Origin of the sequence: Kribbella sp. CA-293567, from assembly GCF_027627575.1 — a bacterium.
GTDB lineage: Bacteria > Actinomycetota > Actinomycetes > Propionibacteriales > Kribbellaceae > Kribbella.
In genome coordinates this window covers 6,382,466-6,402,125 of record NZ_CP114065.1, presented here as the reverse complement: position 1 = coordinate 6,402,125, position 19,660 = coordinate 6,382,466, and the positions used below count along the sequence as shown (strand labels likewise).

The window sequence follows — 19,660 nt, the reverse complement described above, 5'->3', positions numbered from 1 at the left end:
TGGCCTGATGAATTGGTGCTCACCATCCGAACTCGAAGGAGTCAGCATGAATCTCCCCGGCAAACGCCTCCTGCTCGGTACTGCGATCGCCGTCGCCGCTCTCGGCGCCGGCGGGGTCGCGTACGCCGCCGGCAACGACCCGGCGCCCGAACAGGGCTATGTCACGGTGGAAGAAGGCTCGGCCACGTCCGGCCAGAGCACGCGGGACTGCCCGGAGAAGGACGGCTCCGGTGGTCAGCAGGGCGGCGCGGAGCAGGGCGCCCAGCCGTCCCAGCCGCAGGGTGAGCAGCAGCCCGACGTGGCGGGCAACGCATGACCGCAGTACTGGAGCGGGCGCTCTTCGAAGTGAAGCGGGTCGTCGTCGGGCAGGACCAGCTGGTCGAGCGGATGCTCGTCGGATTGCTTGCCCGCGGCCACTGTTTGCTGGAGGGCGTGCCCGGTGTCGCCAAGACGCTGGCGGTGCGGACGCTGGCGGAGGTGATCGGCGGCCGGTTCGCGCGGCTGCAGTTCACGCCTGACCTGGTGCCCGGCGACATCGTCGGTACCCGGATCTGGCGGCCGTCGGCGGAGGGGTTCGACACCGAGCTGGGCCCGATCTTCGCCAACCTGGTGCTCGCCGACGAGATCAACCGCGCACCGGCCAAGGTGCAGTCGGCGTTGCTGGAGGCAATGGCCGAGAACCAGGTCAGCATCGGCGGTGTCAGTTACCCGCTGCCGGAGCCGTTCCTGGTGCTCGCCACCCAGAACCCGATCGAGTCCGAGGGCGTCTACGCGTTGCCCGAGGCGCAGCGCGACCGGTTCCTGCTGAAGATCACCGTCGACTACCCGACCCCACTGGAGGAGTTGACGATCCTGCAGCGGATGAGCTCGCGCCGTCCGCATGCCAGCGGTGTGCTGACGCCGCAGATGGTGAGCGAGCTGCAGGAGGCCACCGAGGACGTGTTCGTGCACAACGCCGTGGCGGAGTACGTCGTCCGGCTGGTGCACGCGACACGCGAGCCGGCGCAGTACGGGATCGACGATCTCGGCGGCGTACTGGAGTTCGGGGTGAGCCCGCGGGCGACCCTCGGCCTGGTCGCGGCCGGTCGTGCGCTCGCCCTGCTGCGAGGCCGGGACTACGTGCTGCCGGCCGACGTGTACGACGTGGCGCACGACGTGATGGCGCACCGACTGGTGCTGACCTTCGACGCGCTGGCCGACGGGGTGGACCCGAGGGCCGTGGTGTCGCGGGTCCTGCACGCGATCGAGCAGCCGCACGTCGTACCGGCCGATCAGGCGCAGCAGGGGTCGGCGGCATGACAGGTCCCGACCTGCTGGCCGGACGGGAGCGCGCGCTCCGCTCGCTGGAACTCTCGGTGAAACGGAAGCTGGAAGGCTTCCTGCACGGCGAGATCACCGGCCTGCGGAGCGGCCCGGGCAGCGAACCGAACGAGGCCCGGCCGTACCAGGCCGGTCAGGACGACGTCCGCCGGATGGACTGGAACGTCACCGCGCGGTCGCTGGAGCCGCACGTCCGCGCGCCGCTGGCGGAGCGCGAGCTGGAGACCTGGGCGCTGGTCGACGCCTCGGCGAGCATGGACTTCGGTACGGCGTTGTCGGAGAAACGCGATCTCGCCGTCGCCATCGTCGGCGCGGTCGCCCTGCTCGCGGACCGTCCCGGCAACCGGCTCGGCGTTCGTGTTGCGTTAGGCAACGAAATTCGCCGGATCCCCGGCGTCAGTGGCTCGGCGGCTCTCCGTCGTACCCTGCGTACGTTGCTCTCGTTGCCCAGAGCAACTCCTGGTGAACATCCGGCGACGGACCTGGCACACGCCATCACCCGCCTGAACCGCGAACATCCACGGCCCGGTCTGCGCCTGGTCATCTCCGACTTCCACACCCCGCCCTGGCCCGACCCGGCCACCGCCGACCCGACCACCGCCGGCGGGTCCGGCGCCGGCTGGGCCGACTCCTTGCGACGCCTCGGCGCCCGGCACGAGGTCATCGCCGTCGAGATCCTCGATCCTCGCGAGCTCGAACTCCCCGAAGTCGGTCTGCTCACATTGGTGGACCCCGAGACCGGCCGCACCCGCGAAGTACAGACCAGCAGCAAACGCCTCAGGCAACGCTATGCCACCGCGATGCGAGAGCACCGCGAGCAGACAACGCAGGCGATCCACGCTTCCGGTGCCGCCCACCTGGTGCTCCGCACCGACACCGACTGGGTCCGCGACGTCGCCGCCTTCGCCACCGCCCGCAAACGCGCCAACACCCGCAGAACCCCGAGAGTGTCACGTGGTCGAAGTTCTTCGGCGCCTGCGGCGCTCAGGCACGCACCTCGCGGCTGAGCACCGCAGTCACTCGAACAACTTCAACCACGTGACACAAGGAGGACCGGTATCCGATGAAGTTCGAGCAACCCCTGTGGCTCTGGCTGCTGCTGATCGTCGCGGCTCTGGTCGTGGCCTATGTCTTCGCCCAACGCCGCCGCGGCCAGTACGCCGTCCGCTTCGCCACCCTTCCGATGCTGGAGAAGGTCGCCCCGAAGAGTCCCGGCTGGCGTCGGCACGCGCCGGCGTTCGCCTTCCTGGCGGCGCTCACCGTGCTGACGATCGCGATCGCCCGTCCTGTCACCGACGTGCGGGTACCGCGGGAGCGCGCCACCGTCGTCGTCGCGATGGACATCTCCAACTCGATGGCCGCCACCGACGTCGAACCGAACCGCTTCGAGGTCGCCAAGAGTGCCGCGACCGAGTTCGTCAACAGCCTGCCCGAGCAGTTCAACGTCGGGCTGGTCTCCTTCGCCCGCACCGCGAGCGTGGTGACGCCTCCCAGCACCGACCACCAGGCCACCGTGGATGCGATCAGCCGGCTCGCCCTGACCGACAGCACCGCGATCGGCGAGGCCGTCCTGACCAGCCTCGCCGCGGTCCGCACGCTGGACGCCGACGCGGCCACCGACCCGCCGCCGACCCGGATCGTGCTGCTGTCCGACGGTGGCAACACCTCGGGCCGGCCGATCGACGAAGCCGCCCAGGCGGCGACCGAGGCCGGCGTACCGGTCTCGACGATCGCCTACGGCACGCCGCAGGGAACGGTCACCATCGAAGGCCGGAACATCCCGGTCCCCGCCGATGCCGACTCGCTGCGCGGACTGGCCGAGGCGACCAACGGTTCCTTCTACTCCGCGGAGAGCGACGAGGAACTGCGCTCCGTCTACTCCGACCTCCAGTCGTCGATCGGCTGGACCACCGAGGAACGCGAGATCACCAACCTGGTGGCGGGTATCGCCCTGGCCGTCGCACTGCTGGCCGGCCTGGCCTCGCTCCTGTGGTTCTCGCGGCTGCCTTAAGTCCTTTGGAGCCTTCAGTGAGCCCTCATCTCGGTCATCCCTTCCGCGGGCCGCACTACCAGCCCGGTCCGCCACCCACCGCCCCACCTGCGCCCACCGGTCCACCTGTGGGCGCCCCGTTCACCGTCACCCCGGCGGCCGCTCCGCCGGCTCCCCCCTCTCCGGCCGCGGCACCTCGCGCCGGGGTGACGGCCCCAACCCCGGTACGCCGTACCGGCCGCGTCCTGGCCACGGGGATCGCGCTCTCCGTACTGGCGGGCGGTTTGGCCGGCGCGGTCACGGGAAACTGGGGTGACTCTCGGCCCGCGGTCAGTGCTCCCGTCGAGCTGCCCCAAGCCGCGGCGCCGTCGGCCGGTGCGCAGGAAGGCTCGATCGCGGCGGCCGCGGCGAGCGTGCTGCCGGGCGTCGTTTCGGTCCGGGCCGGGCGGGCGACCGGTTCGGGGTTCGCGATCGACCAGCAGGGGCACGTGGTCACCAACGCGCACGTGGTGGAAGGAGCGAGCAATGTGTCACTGGTCCTGTCCAACCGGCGCACCGTGGCCGCGCGCGTCGTCGGGGTCGACCCGGACAACGACCTCGCCGTCCTTCAGGTCAGCGGCGATGTCGAGGGACTGCGTGCGCTCACGCTCGGCCGGTCCTCGTCCCTCCGGGTGGGCGACCCGGTGCTGGCGGTCGGCTCACCGCTCGGACTGGAAGGAACGGTGACGGCCGGCATCGTCAGCGCCGTCGGCCGGCAGGCCCGGTTCGGCGACAACGGCAACCGCCAGACGGCGATCCAGACCGACGCCGCGATCAACCCGGGCAACTCCGGCGGCCCACTGGTGAACGCGGCCGGTCAGGTGGTCGGCGTCAACACCGCCATCGCCACCCTCGGTACGTCGTCGCGCTCCGGCAGCATCGGCATCGGCTTCGCCATCCCGGTCGACCGGATGACCACGATCGTCGAACGCCTGATCAACTGAACGGCGCGGCAGTCAGGGCGGCGTCAGGGAGAGTCGGTGAGCCGGCCGGAGATCGGTGCTGAGCCGGGTGTCTCGCCGTCGCTGTGCCGGAGTACCCAGTCGTCCAGATCCGCCGCCGCTTCTTCCGGTGCCTCAGGCAACGACCAGGCAACCGGCGCGACGGTGGTTCGCCTGCAGGTGAAGGCGTGGACGGCGGCGGCGTACCGCTCGGCGGCGGCCAGTACTTCGTGCGCCCGCGCGAGCAGTTCGTCGGGATCGTCCTCGAGCGTGACCGCCGTCCGCGCGGTCTCGGCCAACTGGCACGCCTCCCAGGCGACTGTCAGCCGGGCCAGGGATTCAGCGGCGATCATGACGCGATCACGAAGTAGCCGACGGTCATCGCGGCAGCCGACGTCACCACGATCGCGCGGAGTACGGAGGTGGAAAGCCTGCGCCCGATGGAGGCGCCGCCGTACCCGCCGATGATCGCGCCGCTGAGCATCACGAGTACCTTCGGCCATTCGGTGAGGACGTCCGAGGCGACCAGGAAGACGGCGCCCGCGGTGAGGTAGATCGCCGCCATCTGAGCCTGCCGCAGCGGGTTGAGGCGGCCGGGATCGACACTCGCGGCCACGCTCCAGAACGCGACCATCATCAGTCCGGAGGCGCCGCCGAAGTACCCGCCGTAGAGGGAGAGCAGCAGTTGGCCGGCCACGATCGCCGGCCGGCCGGCGACCCGCGTCCTGAGAGCGCTCGTGATCCGGCGGCCGAAGGCGAGCACGAAAGTGGCGAAGGCGAGCAGCCAGGGAACGACCGCGTCGAAGGACTCCGACGGCAGCAGGAGCAGCAGTCCCGCGCCGAGCGCCCCGCCGACGACGCTCGTCGTGGTCAGCGCGCGGATCGAGGTGCTCGGCAGCGGCCGGAGATCGTGCCGGTAGACCCAGAGGCTGGCCAGTCCGCCAGGTAGCAGCGCGACGGTCGTGGCCGCGTTCGCCGTGACCGCGGAGACGCCGATCGCCACCAGTGCAGGGAACGCGACGAAACTTCCGCCGCCTCCGACCGAGTTCAGCGCTCCGGCCGCGACTCCCGCGAGCAGGACGATCAGCAGCGCGGTCATCTCTAGAGCATCGGGGGATCGAGGTGGCAGCGCAATGCGTATTTGCCGCAGTCAGCCTCTGTCTCAGACGTAGGCTGGCCGTCATGCGCTACGACCTCGATGACCTCCGGCTCTTTGTCCAGGTCGTGGACCAAGGCTCGATCACGGCCGGGGCGGTCCAGATGCACCTGAGTCTGCCTTCGGCCAGTGCGCGGGTCAGAGCGCTCGAAGCGCACGCCGGAGTACCGCTCCTGATCCGCGAACGCAGGGGAGTGCGCCCAACCCCGGCCGGTACGACACTCGCCCGCCACGCCCGCGAAGTACTGGCGCAGACCACGCGCCTGGACAGCGCCGTCGCCAGCTACACCGCAGCCCGGTCGCGCCCGCTCGTCCTGGTCTCCGGCGGTTCTGCCATGCACCGGGTCGTCCCGGCCGCCTTGGCGTCGTTCCTCCGCGAGTACCCCGAACACGACGTCACCGTCTCGGAGCAACGCACGCCGCGTTCCCTGCGCCTGCTGTCGGAAGGCAAAGCCGACCTCGGCATCGTCCTGGACGACGACGAGACCCTCGGCACCACCCTCCGCACCGAACCCCTGGTCGACGACTCCCTGGTCGTCATCGGCCAGTCCGGCGGCCTGCTCACCGGCCGCCCCTCCATGCCGTACGCCGAGGTCGCCGAGCACCCCATGATCGGCCTCGACCTGGGCTCCACACTCCGCACCTGGATGGACCGGCGCCTCGGCCCGCACGCCCCCGCCCCGCGGTACCGCACCCTCGTCCCGACCCTGCACACCCTCATCACCCTCGCCACCGCGGGCGTAGGCCTCGCCATCGCCCCACTCCGCTCGGTGGACGGCAACCCGGCCCTCGACATCACCCGCCTGACCGATGCGTGGGCCACCCGAACCCACCTGCTCTGCTACGCCTCCGCAGGCATCACCCCGCCGGTCAAGGCCCTCGCCCACCACATCCGCCAGGCCGCCAACACCTGAAAGCCCGAATCTGCAGCTTGCTGCAATTTCGGTAACAGGCCGGCAGCGGCCCCGATGTAGCGAGCGCCGACCCGCTTGGCGACCGTCCCGTCGCCACAGCAGCCCAGGCCGGCGATTATTGGGGAGAGTCCTGTGTTCGTTCTCGATCGATCTCAACGTGCCCGGATCCAGAAATTTCCACGGGTGGTCGCCGCGGTGGTCTCACTGGCGTTGCTGGCCACGACGCTGGACACCTATCAACCCGCCGAGGCCGCGCCGGCGGAGGACCCGAAACCGGCCGCCCAGAAGGTGACCTCGCGTCCCGACGTGATCTCGGCCTCGGTGACCGCGCGAGCTCAGGGCTCCCGGGTCGAGGTCGAGTCGATGCGGACCGAGACGTCCACGACGTGGTCGAACCCTGACGGGACCATGACGACGGACGCCCACGCGGCACCGATCCGGTTCAAGACGGCCAAGGGCCGCTGGCAGTCGATCGACCTGACCCTGCAGAAGGCTGCCGACGGCACGGTCGCTCCCCGCGGCCACCAGCACGGCGTGCGCTTGGGCAAGCGCAACACCAGCACCGGCCAGGTCTTCGCGTCGGCGTCGTCCGGCGCCGGCCGCCAGGTCGAGTGGATCTCCCCCTGGAAGCTGCCCGAGCCCACCCTCAACGGCACCAAGGCGACGTACGCCGACGTGCAGCCGGGCGTCGACCTCGTCCTCGATGCCCGCCGCAACGGTTTCGAGAACGACTTCGTCGTCAAGCACCGTCCGGTGACCGCGCCGGTCTGGCGAATCCCGTTGCGTACAAAGGGTCTGACGCCCCGCGCGCTGGCCGATGGCACGATCGAGTTCGTCGATGCCAAGAACGTGGTCCACTCGACCATCCCGGTCGGCTACATGTGGGACTCGGGCGTCGCGGCCAATGGTGAGCCCGCGCACAAGACGACCGTCAAGGTCACCGTCGAGCAGGTCTCCCGCGGCAAGGCGACCCTGGTCGTCGCGCCCGACGCGAAGTGGATGCTCGACCCGGCCCGCTCCTACCCGGTGACCGTCGACCCGACGTACGTGACCGGTACGACGAAGGCGAACTTCGACACCTACGTCCGGTCCGGCGTCACGACCGACCTGTCGAGCTCCACCGACCTGCAGGTCGGCTACGACGGCTCGTTCTGGGCGCGCTCGTTCCTCAACTTCAGCACCGCTCCCTTCGCCGGCAAGGACATCCTGTCGGCCAACATCTCGCTGTGGCAGCACTCCTCGAGGTCGTGTACGCCGAGCGCCGTCGTCGCCCGTTCGGCGACACCGGCCACCACCGCCAGTCGATGGACGGCCCAGCCGGATCTCGGCGGCGTCTACGGCACGGTGTCCTCGGCCAAGGGCTTCTCCGGCTCCTGCCCGGGTGGCCGGATCTCCATCCCGATGACCGGTCTCGCGCAGGCCTGGTCGACCGCGTCGTACCCGACCGGAGGCCTGGCTCTCACCGCCGGCAACGAGCAGGACACCAACTCGTACAAGAAGTTCTACTCCACGGCGGGGATCGCCGATCCCTACATCACGCTGACCTGGAACCGCCCGCCGGCGAAGCCCGCAGTACCGACGTATGTGTCGGCCGTCGGCTACGCGCCGCCGAACGGCACCACGGCCCTCTACTCGCCGTACCTGAAGCCGTGGGTGTCCACGAAGGCGACCGATGCCGACGGCAACACCGTGAAGTACGTCTTCGAGTTCCACACCAGCCCTGAAGGACCGAGCAGCCTGAAGGCCACTTGCACCTCGGCCGTCTATCCGTCCGGCACCACCGCGGGCTGTACGCCGACCACCAACCTGCCGGAGAACACGGCGATCTACGTCAAGGCGAAGTCGAACGACGGCCGCAAGGACTCGGCCTGGTCCGGCTGGAGCCCGGTCCGGGTAGGCACCCTGCAACCGGCGGCGCCGACGATCTCCTGCCCGGCGCCGTACGGGATCAACTCCTGGCAGGACACCGCTCCGGCCAACGACATCGTCTGCACGATCACCGCGCCCGGCAGCGGTTTCTCCGCTCCCGGCTACGTCCGAGCCACGGTCGACGGCAAGCCGTACGTGTCCAACTTCTCGGGTGGCGCGGCCGGTCAGATCAAGATCAACCCGTCGAGCGACCCGGCGGTCGCCAAGACCACGGTGACGATCAAGAAGGGCACGCCGGGTCTGCACCGCATCTCGGTCCAGGCTGAGTCCCCGGCCGGCCGGTTGTCGGCCAGTACGTCGTACAGCTTCGGCTGGGGCGGTTCCTCGCTGGCCACCCCCACCGCCAGTCCGCGGATCACCACCACGAGCACGGTGAAGATCGATGCCTCCGGCCCGCCCCGCGGCCAGTCCGCCATGCCGACCGCGAAGGTGCGCTGGCGGCTGTCCGGCTACAGCCGTGACGGCCAGCACGACACCGTCGGCTGGAACGTCGACGAGAATCCGCTGACCGTCACCGACAACGGCACCGGCGGCATCCGCGTCACCGGCCTGTGGGACTCCACCAACGCCAAGATCGACGCCAATGTCGACGCCGACCCGTCGACCCCCGCGATCGAGCCGACCACGCTGAACGACCGGGTCCCGGTCAAGCTGGACGTCCAGGTCTGCATCACCTACGCGTCCTCCAGTCAGTGCTCCTGGTCGCAGACCCCGAACACCACGATCCAGCGCGTACCCAGTGCCTTCGGCAACGGTTTCCCTACTGCTGAGGCCGGCCCGGGGCAGGTCGCGCTGTGGACCGGCGAGTTCAACGCCGACTCCACCGACATCTCGGTTCCCGGCTACACCGGCGACCTGTCGATCTCCCGCTCTCACTCCACCTACGCGGGCGCTCCCAACACGGTCAACGGGGTGTTCGGGCCGGGCTGGGTCGCTCAGTTCGACGGCGCCGACGCCGGGGCGGCGGGGATGGAGGTGGTCGACTCCACCCGGATCGACGGCACCATCGCGCTGCTCGAGGGTGACGGGACGGGGCTGATCTTCGAAGCTCCGAACGGCCAGCGCCGTACGTCGGCCGCCTTCGCCACCGGTACCTGGGTCCCCGCCGACGAGGACACCGAGCTCGACGGCTCCAAGTTGACCGTCACCGGCTCGGGCGCTTCGACGGTGATCGCCTACACCGAGGACGACGGCACCGTCACCACCTGGACGCCGGCGGCCGCTCCCAGCGCCGCCTCCGCGACCTTGTTCCGTCCCGCGGGCATCGCCGAACCGGGCATCGCGTCGAAGACCACCTATTCGTACGACGCCGCCGGGCGCATCACGCGCATCCTGGCGCCCGCCCCGCCAGGTGTCACCTGCCCGGCGACAGGGACGCTCAACCCCGGCTGCCGCGCGCTGCGGTTCGTCTACACGACGATCAACGGCAACGTCCGGCTGTCCGTGGCCTGGCTCGACATCTTCAATCCGGACAAGGCCGGTGGCCCGGCGATGGACTCCACCCGGGTCGCCAACTACAACTACGACAGCAGCGGCCGCCTCACCTCGGTCCTCGACCCGCGATCGAACCTGACCGCGGAGTACGGCTACAACGCCGCCAACCACCTGACCTCGGTGAAGCCCGCCGGACAGGTCCCGTTCCAGCTGAACTACGTGACCGTCGACCAGCGCGAGAAGCTCGACTCGGTCAAGCGCGACCGCCCTGCTGGTGATCCGGCCGGGGGCACCGCGACCCTCGCCAAGATCGTGTACGACGTACCGCTGTCCGGCGCGGGTCTGCCCGACCTGTCGAGCACCTCGGTGGCCCGGTGGAACCAGAAATCGACGCCCACCAACGGTTTCGCGGTCTTCGGTCCGGACCGGCCGGTGAGTGGCGCGCCGACCGCTGACGACTGGCAGTACGCCGATCTGCAGTACACCGATGCTTCGGGGTACACGGTGAACTCCGCGAAGTACGGCGCGGGCGACTGGCAGTACACGTCGACCGACTACAACGAGCAGGGCAACACCGTCCGCGAGCTGGACGAACGCGCCCTGCGCTCAGTGATCGACGACGCGATGCCGTCGGGTGCCTCGGTCGACCAGTTGGCCAACGTCACGGTCTACAACGCCGAGATTAAGAACGCTGCCGGCGACACCGTTCTGACGCCGGCCGGCACGCTGGTCACCGACACCTACGGCCCGTCGCGCTTCGCCGCGTTGAAGAACGGCACCGTCCAGTGGGTCCGCTCGCACACGCACACCACCTTCGACCAAGGTGCGCCGAACGCGGGGATCAACCCGGACACGTCCATGCCGTACCGCCTGCCGACGACAGCATCGTCGTACGCCCATGATCCGGGCACCGGCACCGATCTGGAGCTGACGTCGCAGTCGCTCACCGACTACGGACCGCCGGTCGCGGGCGACGCCGACGGCTGGAAGCTCGGCCAGGTCGGCAAGTCGATCACCGACGTCGATCTCGACGGCACGAACAGCGCCGGCGACATCGTGAAGCTCACCCGGTACGACGCCGAAGGTCGCGCCGTCGAGAGCCGGCAGCCGGCCTCGAACGGCACGGACGCCGGCACGACGAAGACGGTCTACTACACGACGGCGGCCAACGCGTCGTTCGCCGAGTGTGGCGGGAAGCCGCAGTGGGCAGGCCTGGTCTGCAAGACCTATCCGGCCGGTGCTCCGTCCTCTGGACCGACGTTGCCTTCGACAACTACCAGCAACTTCACCTGGCTGCTGTCACCGAAGACGGTGACCGAGACCTCGGGCTCGGTGACTCGCACCACGACCACGGTGTACCTGCTGGACGGCCGTCCTGCCTCGACCTCGACGGTGGTCACCGGTCTGACCGGATCGACGCCGAACACCAGGAAGGCAACGACCTACGACCCGGCCACCGGCCAAGCGACAGTCGTGACCGCGACTGCCGCCGACAACTCGACCACCAATGTCACCACCGGCTACGACTCTTGGGGACGCCAGACGACGTACCAGCCGTCGGGGGAGCAGGCCACCACGACCGTCTACGACGCCACGGGTGCGGTCGCGACCGTCACCGACGCGAACGGCTCGACCCGCTACACCTACGACGGTACGGACGCGGCAGGCAAGACCGAACGCCGTGGCGTCGCCACGAAGGTCGAGGTCACCACCGCCGGCTCGACCTGGTCGTCGACCGGCGCCTACGACGCCGACGGTTCGATGACGATCCAGAAGCTGCCAGGTGGCGTCACGCAGTACAACGACCTCGACAGCGTCGGCGAACCGGTCGGCCTGCGCTACACAGGCCAGGTCACCAACCTGAACGACGACGGCTCGACCACCGTCGACCCGGACGGCCCGTGGCTGTCCTGGTCCCTCGCGAACGACGTCGACGGCCGAATCGCCCGTGAATGGACCCCCGACGGCTCCGCCTTCAACGGCGACGCCGGAGACGCTCCTGGCGACGCCCTCGGCTACGACCGCGCCTACACCTACGACAACGCCGGCCGCCTCGCCAAGGTCCACGACCGCTCTGCCGCAACCACCGGCGCAGACGTCACCGACCCCACCGAAACCCCCGGCTGCACCACCCGCACCTACACCTTCGACCGCAACGACAACCGCCTCACCAAGTCCACCGCGGCCCCCGCCACCGACGGCTCCTGCACCACCACCGGCAGCACCGCGGTGACCAGAGCCTTCGACACCGCCGACCGCCCCATCACCGGCGCCAACGGCGCAGGCACCTACACCTACGACGCCCTGGGCCGCACCACCACCCTCCCGGCCTCAGACGCCCCACGCCCCGCGGCCGGCGACATCTCCCTCGCGTACTACGACAACGACCTGGCGAGGTCGATCGCCCAGGGAGGCACCACCACGACGTACACCCTGGACGCCCTCGACCGCCGCTCGGTAGAAGCCGTCACAGACGCCAACGGCACCAAACAAACAACCCGCCACTACGCCGACACCTCCGACAACCCCACCTGGGTAACCACCACCGGCGGCGGCACCCAACGCTACGCAGAACTGATCGGCGGCGACCTGAGCCTCACGGTCAGCGACGCAGGCGCCGACCTGACCCTGGCCAACCCCCACGGCGACGTAGTCACCTCCGTGGACCTACCGACCACCGGTTCCACCGCCACCAGCATCAACGGCTGGAACTCGTACGACGAATACGGCAACACAGCAGCAACCAACACCTCCCAGACGGGCGCAATCGACTACGGCTGGCTCGGCGCCAAACAGCGAGCCACCGCCGGCGCCGGCCTGATGCTGATGGGCGTCCGCCTCTACAACGCCGCCACCGGCCTGTTCTCCTCGGTCGACCCGGTCAGAGGAGGGAACGAAAACGCCTACATGTATCCGTCGGACCCGATCAACAGCGTCGATCTCGACGGCAAGCGGAAATGTGGCTTTCGATGCAAGGCGAAGAACGCAGGTAAGTGGGCCTGGAAACATCGAGTGGCGATTGCCGGAGGCGTTGCCTTCGGGGCCTGCGTCATCGCCACTGTCGGGGCCTGTGCAATCGCCAGTGGAGTGGCCGTCGGATTCAGCTTCGCCTCCAACTACAGGAAGTACCGGGGCGGCCATATGAGCCGATGGGGTCTGGTCGGCAACACAGGTCTCGACATCTTCGCAGGCAGGTTCAAGGCGATCCGCTACATGGGCAGGGCCAAGCCCCGGCATTATGGAGGTAGCCGGCTGCGCCGTTGGTGGAGGCACAATTACAGTTTCCGCAGCACCAAGCGTGCGTTCCAGCGCCGTCCGGTCCGTTCAGCGCTCCGATTCTCACGCCAGACCTACGGCCTCTATCGTTCGCTGTCCGGCAGGAACTATCCCACCGACTGACTGGAGACAGTTGAGTGAGCGGAGAACAGGCCTTACTCGGTGTTCTCGCGCTGGTGCTTCTACTTCGTGCGGCTTGGCTGTCGGCGCAGAAGCACCAGCACCTCGCCTGGATCAGTGCCGCCGGCGGGGCGCTCGTCCTGGCGGGAGCCTTGCTGAACGACGACAGGATCTTCCTCCCCGGCATCGTTGTGATGGTTGTCGGGGAGTTTCTTCACCAGACGAACAGCGAGATCCCTCCCCAGGACAGAAGCGAATCGAGCTAGCGGCAACTACCATCGGCGAATGGTGATCTTCGGTGGACTGGTCGGGCTGGTGGGGTTGTTGACCCTGGTGTTTCGGGATGGCGATGTCATCGGCATCCCCGCCTCGGGCATCGGGGTCACGTTCCTCCTGCTAGGTGCCGCGATCGCCGGGATCGGGCTGCTTCGCCGCGCCAAGTGGAAGCGGAAGAAGGAGCGGGGGGAGCCGGTGCCGGTGGGGGATGTGTTCGAGCGGGCCAAAGCCCTGCCGCGGTTGTTGCGGGCTGCGAAGGCTGAGGGGTACGGCGGGGTCAGTGGTGGGCAGAAGGTGTTGTGGGGCGTGGCGTTGGTGTATTTGATCTCGCCGATCGACGTGTTGCCGGATCTGTTGCCGTTGATCGGGATCGCGGATGACGCCGGCGTCGGTGTCTGGTTGTTCACCAGCGTGTCGACGGCCGCGGGGTTGTACCTGAGGCATGAGCGCGAAAGGCGCGGGTTGCCGCCCAGGTAGGCCCTCGAACACCCGGCCGGTCAGCGGCGGAAGAAGCGGGCGAAGAGACCCGGGCTCTCCTCTTTCGGGTGGCCGCCGCACCACTCGGCCGCCGGTACGGCCTGCTTCACCTGGGCGACATGTTGTCCACAGCCGGCCCAGGTGGTCTTTCCACAGCTCTTGCACTTCACCGCTCGGCACATGCGCCGCACGCTACCTGTCAAGGGGTCGCGCTTGTCGGTGGGGCCGCTTACTCTCATCAGCAGTGTCGCCCCACGACTGAGGAGTCCGCCCGTGCGCCGGTTCATCCGCTTTGCCCTGGTCACCGCCCTGGTGGCCGGGTCCGCGCTCACCACCGCGACGGCAGCGCCCGCGGTCCAGGCCGCTGATCCGGTCGCCGACGTCACGGCGAAGCTGCAGACGATCCCCGGTCTGCGGATCGAGACCAGCAGTGTCGTCGGTGGGAAGCCGTTCTTCGTCCTGCGCTACACCCAGCCGGCCGATCACAAGAAGCCGGGCGGCGAGAAGTTCGAGCAGCGGGTGACCCTGTGGCACCGTGACTTCGTCCGCCCGACCGTCCTGCACACGACCGGGTACGGCGGTGTCGGCGGCGCGTTCACCTCGGAGCCGACGCGCCTGGTCGACGGCAACCAGGTGAACGTCGAGCAGCGCTTCTTCAACACCTCCACGCCGGCCAGCCAGGACTGGTCCAAGCTCAACATCTGGCAGGCCGCGAGCGACCAGCACCGGATCGTGCAGGCGTTCCGCAAGGCCCTGTACGCCGGCAAGTGGGTCGGCACCGGAGCCAGCAAGGGCGGCATGACCTCGGTCTACCACCGCAGGTTCTATCCCAACGACGTCGACGCGACGGTCGCCTACGTCGCCCCGCAGGACGTGAACAACCGCCACGACTCCTACGTCAGCTTCATCCAGAACGCCGGTACGGACGACGCCTGCAACCTGGCTCTGCGCAACCTGCAACGCAACACCTTGCTGCGCAGGCCCGCGATGCTGGCGAAGCTGAAGGAGTACGCCGCGCAGAACGGGCTGACCTACGAGAGCACCTTCGGTTCGGCCGATCGCGCCCTCGAGGCGGCCGTACTGGACACCCCGTTCGCCTTCTGGCAGTACAGCTCGCAGGCGAACTGCCCGCAGGTCCCCGGGACGGCGGCTGCGACGGATCAGCAACTGTTCGACTTCATCGACCAGATCTCCGGCTGGTCGTTCTACTCCGACGAAGGCACCGCGGGCTTCCTGCCGTACTACTTCCAGGCCACCCAGCAGCTCAACTGGCCGGACGTCGCCAGCAAGACGACCTGGCTCAAGGGCCTGCTGCGGTACCGCGAGGCGGGTGACGCGCCGGCCGCCGTACCGGACTCGATCGAGCCCCGGCACGAGCCGTTCGCGATGCTCGACGTGGATCTGTGGCTGAAGCGGTCCGGTCAGCGGATGCTGTTCGTGTACGGCGAGAACGACCCGTGGAGCGCGGAGAAGTTCGAGCCCGGTCGCGGTACTCGCGACTCGCACTGGTTCACGGTGCCGAACGGCAACCACGGCGCGAGCATCGGCGGACTGCCGTTGCCGCAGCGTACGGAGGCCACCCAGATCCTGCAGAAGTGGATGGGTGTCGCCGCCAACCCGGCGGTCGCGCAGACGAAGACGAACACGATCGACCCGGGAGCGCAGCGGCAGGGCCGCCTGCGGTAGACCGGCGCATGCTGCTCCCCGGGCGAACGGGCCCCAGGACCAGTTCAGCGGATGGTGAGGTGCTCGGCCACCTGTTTGCGGGCCTGGTGAATCCGGGCCTTCACGGTGCCGAGCGGGACAGCCAGTTCTTCGGCGATCTCGGCGTAGGTCATCGCGCCGAGATCGCGGAGGACGAGCGGCTGGACCAGTTGCGGATGGCTCGCCTCCAGGGCCTCCAACGCCTCCAGCAGATCGAGTCGCGAACCGGCGATCACCGACGTGGTCCGCGGATCGACCGACTCGGGCAGCACCTCGGCCGACTGCTCGACGGCCCGGCGCTTCAGCGACCGGTAGGTCTGCCGCGCGCAGTTCGTCGCGACCACGGTCAGCCAGCCGGCGAAACTGCCGCTGCCCTTGAAGGTGTGGATCTTGGTCGCCACCGTCAGCAGGGTGTCCTGGGCGGCCTCTTCGGCGTCTTCACGAAACGGCAGGAACTTCGACACACGGCGGAGCACCTGCGGGCGGATCGCCTGCAGCAGTTCGGGAATGACGCTCTCGTCGCCGGCCGCGGCGCGGGCCGCGAGGTCTTCCAGATCCTCGTTCATGCTCTCCCAGGTTCGCCACCACGCTGCCGCCATGGCGTTATGTGTTCGCCTTGATCCCTGCAGTGCTCGACAATAGCGGGGATGGACGTCATCGGGCGGTATCGGTTGCAGGCGAAGATCGGCGCAGGCGCGTTCGCGACGGTCTGGCGGGGCTACGACGACGATCTCGACGTGGACGTCGCCGTCAAGGTGCTCGCCGACAACTGGGCCTCCCGCGCGGACGTGCGCGAACGCTTCCTCTCGGAGGCCCGGCTGATGCGCCGGATCGCGAGCGACCGGGTGGTCCGGGTCTTCGACCTCGGCCAACTGCCGGACGGCCGCCCGTACTTCGTGATGGACTTCGTGCCCGGCGGTTCACTGGCCGAGGTGCTGGCGCACGGTCCGCTGGAGCCCGCCGACGCGCTCTGGTGGGGCGCTGACCTGGCGCGAGCCGTCGCGGCGCTGCACGAAGCGGGCGTCGTCCACCGCGACATCACTCCCGCGAACCTGCTGCTCCGGCCGTCCCAAGGGTTCGAGTCGGGTGGTGGCACGCACCGGATCGTGCTGGCCGACCTCGGGCTGGCGAAGCGGGCGGCCGAGGCGTCAGGGCTGACACAAGCCGTCGGAACTCCGTCGTACATGGCTCCGGAGCAGGGGCGAGGCGACGGCGGCTTCGACGAACGCGCCGACGTGTACGCCGTCGGCGCGGTGACCTACGCGTTGATGACCGGCCGGCCGCCGTTCGTGGCCTCGTCGATCACCGACGTGCTCGCCCGCGACCCCGACAGCAAGCCGCCGAGCCTGCGGCCGCTGCTGCACGACTCTGTCGGCGAGATCGACGAGATTCTCGCCCGGACGCTCGCCTACCGCGCAGGTGATCGCTGGAACCGCGCCGACACTCTCGCCGACCGTCTCGAGGCGGAGGCGTACCGGCTGGAGCAGGAGGCGCCGATGCTCGCCGCCCAGCGCACCACCTTCGGCGACGAGGACCAGGTCCGTACGACGATCGCGGCCCGAGCGCCCGCTGAGCGAGGCCGGCGCGGCTGGCTGCTCGCTGCTCTACCGGTCCTCTTCCTTCTCGCAGGTGCTGGCGGCTGGTTCCTCGTCGGCCGCTGATCACCAGGCGAGACGAGGGCAGTCAAACCCCGCTTCGACTCCTTAGGGTAGTCGTATGACTACTCACTGCATCAAGATGTGGTTGCGCAAGTCATCACTCCTCGCCGCAGGCCTGGTACTGGTCGCACCGGTTCTCACAGTTGGAACAGCAGAAGCCGCCGGCCCGACTGCGAGCTATGCCTGCCGAGCTGACACCAAGTTCGGCAAGCAGACCTTCCAGCTCAGGCAGGGGGTGAATGCGAAGGCTCCGGCGAGCGTCCGCAGCGGAGAGCGCTTCACCGTGGCGGTCGACCTCAAGCCGGGCAACCTGCCGGGTGAGGTCAAGGGCTTCAAGCTCAAGGAGGTCCGCGATCTTCAGCTACGGATCCCGGTCCCCGCCAACACCTCGTTCGTCAGCGCCAGGCTCTCCGGCGGCTCCGGCCTCGGCTCCACCCCGACGCTCGAACGCCACGGCAGCGTGCTGACCGTCCGCGTCGGCGGCCCGGTCCCCGGCGGAGCGGCGTACCAGTTGCCGAGCTTGTCGGTGCGCCTGAAAGCCGGCGCTCGCGGCCGGGTGGTGGAGACGAGGCTTCAGGGCACCAGCTTCGACGATCCCGGCCTCAGCCTGCAGGCCACCATCAAGTGGAAGTTCGTCACCATCAAGTCACCGGTCGCCTGCCACCCCGATCCGAATCCCGCGCTGACCAGGACCCAGATCCGTTAGCCTGCGCGCTATGCGCTACATGATGACGTTTCGCGGGACCGAAGAGTACGAGAACGGCGCGATGCCCAGCGAGGAGAGCATCACGGCGATGACCGCGCTGATGGCCGAGATGGCGGAGCAGGGCGTCCTGATCGGCGGCGACGGGCTGCACCCCAGCTCCCAGGCCGTCCGGCTCGAGGTGCGGGACGGCAAGCCTCGCGTTCTCGACGGCCCGTTCGCGGAGACGAAGGAACTGATCGCCGGCTACGCCCTGATCCAGGTCGCCTCGAAGGAGGAGGCGATCGCGTGGGCCTCCCGCTGCCTGGAGGCCGACATGGGCAACTCGCGCGGTGTCGACCTCCGGCTCATCTTCGAGGCGGACGACTTCGGCGACGCCTACACCCCGGAGGCCCGGGCCCGGTCGCGCGAAGCCGACGCCAACATCAGTAGCTGACCGAGATGCTCCGAGTCGCCGGCGTGAGTGTGGCGATGCCGCCGTAGGGCAGTACCAGCTGCGGATCGGTGTGGCCGATGTCCAGGCCGGTGACGAGCAGCGCGTCAGGCTTGTACTCCGCGAGCGCACGGCGTGCGGCGGCGTACTGCGCCTCGACGAAAGCTGCCGACTCCTCCGGCGTCGAGCGCCGGTCGAGCGCCCACGACTTCGGCCGGCCCCAGAGCACGGCGTCGAAGCGTTCCAGCAGCCCTCGTTCACCGAAGTTCCGGAGCATCCAGTAGACGTCGTCGGCCGACGGCAGCTCCTCGGAGGTCTCCAGGAACAGGACGCCGGAGTACTCCTCGACCGGCAGCATCCACCGGTTCGCGGCCAGCTGCCATTCGAGAATCTCCAGGCAACCGCCCCAGAGCCGGCCGCTCACCTGGTCCTGCCTTCCGTGCCAGCTCCACTCGGTCGCGGGGAAGAGCTCGGGCTCGGACTCCAAGGTGCTGGGATCGGCCCAGTCGCGGTCGCGGTCGGTCCAGCCGGAGGCAGTCAGCTCGAAGTCGCCGGAGCTGAACAGCGCTGCCCGCAAGGATCGTTCGCTGTCGGGGTGCATCGCCCCGCCCCGCCCGAACTGCACCATCACGCTGCCGCCGTGATAAGCCGGGATGCCCAGTGAATAAAGGAAGTTGAGCAGGTTGGTGTTGTCGCTGTACCCGAAGAACGGCTTCGGATCGGCCCGGAACACCTCCGGATCGAGGTGCTTCAGCACGGTGAGCTGATCGTCGCCACCGATCGAGGCGATCACTGCCCGGATCGACGGGTCGCTCCAGGCGGCATGCAGGTCGGCGGCCCGCTCCTGAGGGGTGGTGCCGAGCTTCCGGGTGGTCGGATACTCCACCGGCTCCAGCCCGAACCCCCGAAGGCGCTCCAGACCCAGCTCGTACGGCGCCGGAAACACCTCGGGCAGCCCACCCGACGGCGAGACCACGGCAACACGATCACCGGCAACAACCTTGCGCGAGAACAACATGCCGCCAAGCTACACAAGCGACGGCCGGTCAGCCCACGCGTTTTGCGATGCCCGGGTAGTTGACGATCAGGCCGTCGGTGTCGAGCTGGAGGTCGGCGACGAAATCACCGTCCAGGCTGATGAATCGCACCCCGGACTCCGATGACTGATAGGCCTCGCCGTCGACGGACGTGGTGCACTGCCAATGACCGGCGCCGTCCGACCGCAGCTCGAGCTGAGCTGCCTCCGCCGTCCAGGCGCCGTCACCGCTCCACAGCACCATCACCGGTCCG

19 protein-coding genes are annotated in these 19,660 nt (G+C 69.0%); 13 read left to right on the top strand and 6 right to left on the bottom strand.

Annotated features, from left to right (window positions below; genetic code table 11):
* The first annotated feature begins 46 nt into the window (after positions 1-46).
* Genes OX958_RS29635 through OX958_RS29615 form a run of 5 tightly spaced genes read left to right on the top strand, consistent with a single transcriptional unit; the run spans position 47 to position 4,293 of the window.
* Positions 47-316, top strand: coding sequence for a hypothetical protein (locus tag OX958_RS29635; RefSeq protein ID WP_270133293.1), 270 nt, complete (start codon positions 47-49; stop codon positions 314-316).
* Positions 313-1,299: an AAA family ATPase gene (locus OX958_RS29630; protein ID WP_270133292.1), complete on the top strand. Its 987-nt coding sequence runs from the start codon at positions 313-315 to the stop codon at positions 1,297-1,299. The genes OX958_RS29635 and OX958_RS29630 overlap by 4 nt, the downstream gene beginning before the upstream one ends.
* Positions 1,296-2,327 carry a DUF58 domain-containing protein gene (locus OX958_RS29625; protein WP_270133291.1) on the top strand — a complete coding sequence of 344 codons (1,032 nt, stop codon included), beginning with the start codon at positions 1,296-1,298 and terminating at the stop codon, positions 2,325-2,327. Before OX958_RS29630 ends, OX958_RS29625 begins: the two co-directional genes overlap by 4 nt.
* A 56-nt stretch (positions 2,328-2,383) precedes the next feature.
* On the top strand, positions 2,384-3,331 hold the full coding sequence (locus tag OX958_RS29620) for a VWA domain-containing protein (protein WP_270133290.1): 948 nt from the start codon (positions 2,384-2,386) through the stop codon (positions 3,329-3,331).
* A gap of 17 nt (positions 3,332-3,348) precedes the next feature.
* Positions 3,349-4,293 (top strand): S1C family serine protease, encoded by a 945-nt coding sequence (locus tag OX958_RS29615; RefSeq protein ID WP_270133288.1) that lies wholly within the window; start codon positions 3,349-3,351, stop codon positions 4,291-4,293.
* Between the two features lie 23 nt (positions 4,294-4,316).
* Here the strand turns inward: OX958_RS29615 and OX958_RS29610 are convergent, their stop codons facing one another.
* On the bottom strand, positions 4,317-4,643 hold the full coding sequence (locus OX958_RS29610) for a hypothetical protein (protein WP_270133286.1): 327 nt from the start codon (positions 4,641-4,643) through the stop codon (positions 4,317-4,319).
* Positions 4,640-5,389 carry a sulfite exporter TauE/SafE family protein gene (locus OX958_RS29605; protein WP_270133284.1) on the bottom strand — a complete coding sequence of 250 codons (750 nt, stop codon included), beginning with the start codon at positions 5,387-5,389 and terminating at the stop codon, positions 4,640-4,642. The genes OX958_RS29610 and OX958_RS29605 overlap by 4 nt, the downstream gene beginning before the upstream one ends.
* Before the next feature lie 83 nt (positions 5,390-5,472).
* Between OX958_RS29605 and OX958_RS29600 the strand changes: the two genes are divergently transcribed.
* From OX958_RS29600 to OX958_RS29585, 4 genes are all read left to right on the top strand, one after another.
* Entirely contained in the window at positions 5,473-6,360 is an 888-nt protein-coding gene (locus tag OX958_RS29600) for a LysR family transcriptional regulator (RefSeq protein ID WP_270133282.1), read from the top strand.
* A 132-nt stretch (positions 6,361-6,492) separates the two neighbouring features.
* Entirely contained in the window at positions 6,493-13,122 is a 6,630-nt protein-coding gene (locus tag OX958_RS29595) for an RHS repeat-associated core domain-containing protein (protein ID WP_270133281.1), read from the top strand.
* 14 nt (positions 13,123-13,136) lie between these two features.
* Complete coding sequence (locus OX958_RS29590; RefSeq protein ID WP_270133279.1) at positions 13,137-13,385, top strand: hypothetical protein; 249 nt, start codon at positions 13,137-13,139, stop codon at positions 13,383-13,385.
* A gap of 19 nt (positions 13,386-13,404) precedes the next feature.
* Positions 13,405-13,872, top strand: a complete 468-nt coding sequence (locus OX958_RS29585) for a YkvA family protein (protein ID WP_270133277.1) — start codon at positions 13,405-13,407, stop codon at positions 13,870-13,872.
* A gap of 20 nt (positions 13,873-13,892) precedes the next feature.
* Here OX958_RS29585 and OX958_RS29580 read toward each other — a convergent pair whose 3' ends face one another.
* Positions 13,893-14,054, bottom strand: coding sequence for a hypothetical protein (locus OX958_RS29580; protein WP_270133276.1), 162 nt, complete (start codon positions 14,052-14,054; stop codon positions 13,893-13,895).
* Between the two features lie 91 nt (positions 14,055-14,145).
* Here OX958_RS29580 and OX958_RS29575 point away from each other — a divergent pair, with 91 nt between their 5' ends.
* Complete coding sequence (locus OX958_RS29575; RefSeq protein ID WP_270133275.1) at positions 14,146-15,558, top strand: S28 family serine protease; 1,413 nt, start codon at positions 14,146-14,148, stop codon at positions 15,556-15,558.
* A 44-nt stretch (positions 15,559-15,602) separates the two neighbouring features.
* Here the strand turns inward: OX958_RS29575 and OX958_RS29570 are convergent, their stop codons facing one another.
* Complete coding sequence (locus OX958_RS29570) at positions 15,603-16,142, bottom strand: RNA polymerase sigma factor (RefSeq protein WP_270133274.1); 540 nt, start codon at positions 16,140-16,142, stop codon at positions 15,603-15,605.
* A gap of 81 nt (positions 16,143-16,223) precedes the next feature.
* Between OX958_RS29570 and OX958_RS29565 the strand changes: the two genes are divergently transcribed.
* From OX958_RS29565 to OX958_RS29555, 3 genes are read left to right on the top strand one after another with little or no spacing between them, the layout of a single operon-like run.
* Complete coding sequence (locus OX958_RS29565; protein ID WP_270133273.1) at positions 16,224-17,237, top strand: serine/threonine-protein kinase; 1,014 nt, start codon at positions 16,224-16,226, stop codon at positions 17,235-17,237.
* A gap of 55 nt (positions 17,238-17,292) precedes the next feature.
* Positions 17,293-17,940 carry a hypothetical protein gene (locus OX958_RS29560; RefSeq protein ID WP_270133271.1) on the top strand — a complete coding sequence of 216 codons (648 nt, stop codon included), beginning with the start codon at positions 17,293-17,295 and terminating at the stop codon, positions 17,938-17,940.
* Between the two features lie 10 nt (positions 17,941-17,950).
* Positions 17,951-18,373: a YciI family protein gene (locus tag OX958_RS29555; RefSeq protein ID WP_270133270.1), complete on the top strand. Its 423-nt coding sequence runs from the start codon at positions 17,951-17,953 to the stop codon at positions 18,371-18,373.
* Here the strand turns inward: OX958_RS29555 and OX958_RS29550 are convergent.
* The gene (locus tag OX958_RS29550; RefSeq protein ID WP_270133268.1) at positions 18,363-19,388 is read right to left on the bottom strand and encodes a S66 family peptidase; all 1,026 of its coding nucleotides are present in this window, start codon (positions 19,386-19,388) and stop codon (positions 18,363-18,365) included. The two genes, OX958_RS29555 and OX958_RS29550, sit on opposite strands and share 11 nt — an antisense overlap.
* A gap of 28 nt (positions 19,389-19,416) precedes the next feature.
* Positions 19,417-19,650 (bottom strand): putative glycolipid-binding domain-containing protein, encoded by a 234-nt coding sequence (locus OX958_RS29545; RefSeq protein WP_270133267.1) that lies wholly within the window; start codon positions 19,648-19,650, stop codon positions 19,417-19,419.
* Positions 19,651-19,660: the final 10 nt, after the last annotated feature.

Bases quoted from the DNA above. Each gene is read 5' to 3' on its own strand.
- OX958_RS29635 (WP_270133293.1), top strand. From the start codon at position 47: ATGAATCTCCCCGGCAAACGCCTCCTGCTCGGTACTGCGATCGCCGTC.
- OX958_RS29630 (WP_270133292.1), top strand. From the start codon at position 313: ATGACCGCAGTACTGGAGCGGGCGCTCTTCGAAGTGAAGCGGGTCGTC.
- OX958_RS29625 (WP_270133291.1), top strand. From the start codon at position 1,296: ATGACAGGTCCCGACCTGCTGGCCGGACGGGAGCGCGCGCTCCGCTCG.
- OX958_RS29620 (WP_270133290.1), top strand. From the start codon at position 2,384: ATGAAGTTCGAGCAACCCCTGTGGCTCTGGCTGCTGCTGATCGTCGCG.
- OX958_RS29610 (WP_270133286.1), bottom strand. From the start codon at position 4,643: ATGATCGCCGCTGAATCCCTGGCCCGGCTGACAGTCGCCTGGGAGGCG.
- OX958_RS29605 (WP_270133284.1), bottom strand. From the start codon at position 5,389: ATGACCGCGCTGCTGATCGTCCTGCTCGCGGGAGTCGCGGCCGGAGCG.
- OX958_RS29600 (WP_270133282.1), top strand. From the start codon at position 5,473: ATGCGCTACGACCTCGATGACCTCCGGCTCTTTGTCCAGGTCGTGGAC.
- OX958_RS29585 (WP_270133277.1), top strand. From the start codon at position 13,405: ATGGTGATCTTCGGTGGACTGGTCGGGCTGGTGGGGTTGTTGACCCTG.
- OX958_RS29580 (WP_270133276.1), bottom strand. From the start codon at position 14,054: ATGTGCCGAGCGGTGAAGTGCAAGAGCTGTGGAAAGACCACCTGGGCC.
- OX958_RS29570 (WP_270133274.1), bottom strand. From the start codon at position 16,142: ATGAACGAGGATCTGGAAGACCTCGCGGCCCGCGCCGCGGCCGGCGAC.
- OX958_RS29565 (WP_270133273.1), top strand. From the start codon at position 16,224: ATGGACGTCATCGGGCGGTATCGGTTGCAGGCGAAGATCGGCGCAGGC.
- OX958_RS29560 (WP_270133271.1), top strand. From the start codon at position 17,293: ATGACTACTCACTGCATCAAGATGTGGTTGCGCAAGTCATCACTCCTC.
- OX958_RS29555 (WP_270133270.1), top strand. From the start codon at position 17,951: ATGCGCTACATGATGACGTTTCGCGGGACCGAAGAGTACGAGAACGGC.
- OX958_RS29550 (WP_270133268.1), bottom strand. From the start codon at position 19,388: ATGTTGTTCTCGCGCAAGGTTGTTGCCGGTGATCGTGTTGCCGTGGTC.
- OX958_RS29545 (WP_270133267.1), bottom strand. From the start codon at position 19,650: ATGGTGCTGTGGAGCGGTGACGGCGCCTGGACGGCGGAGGCAGCTCAG.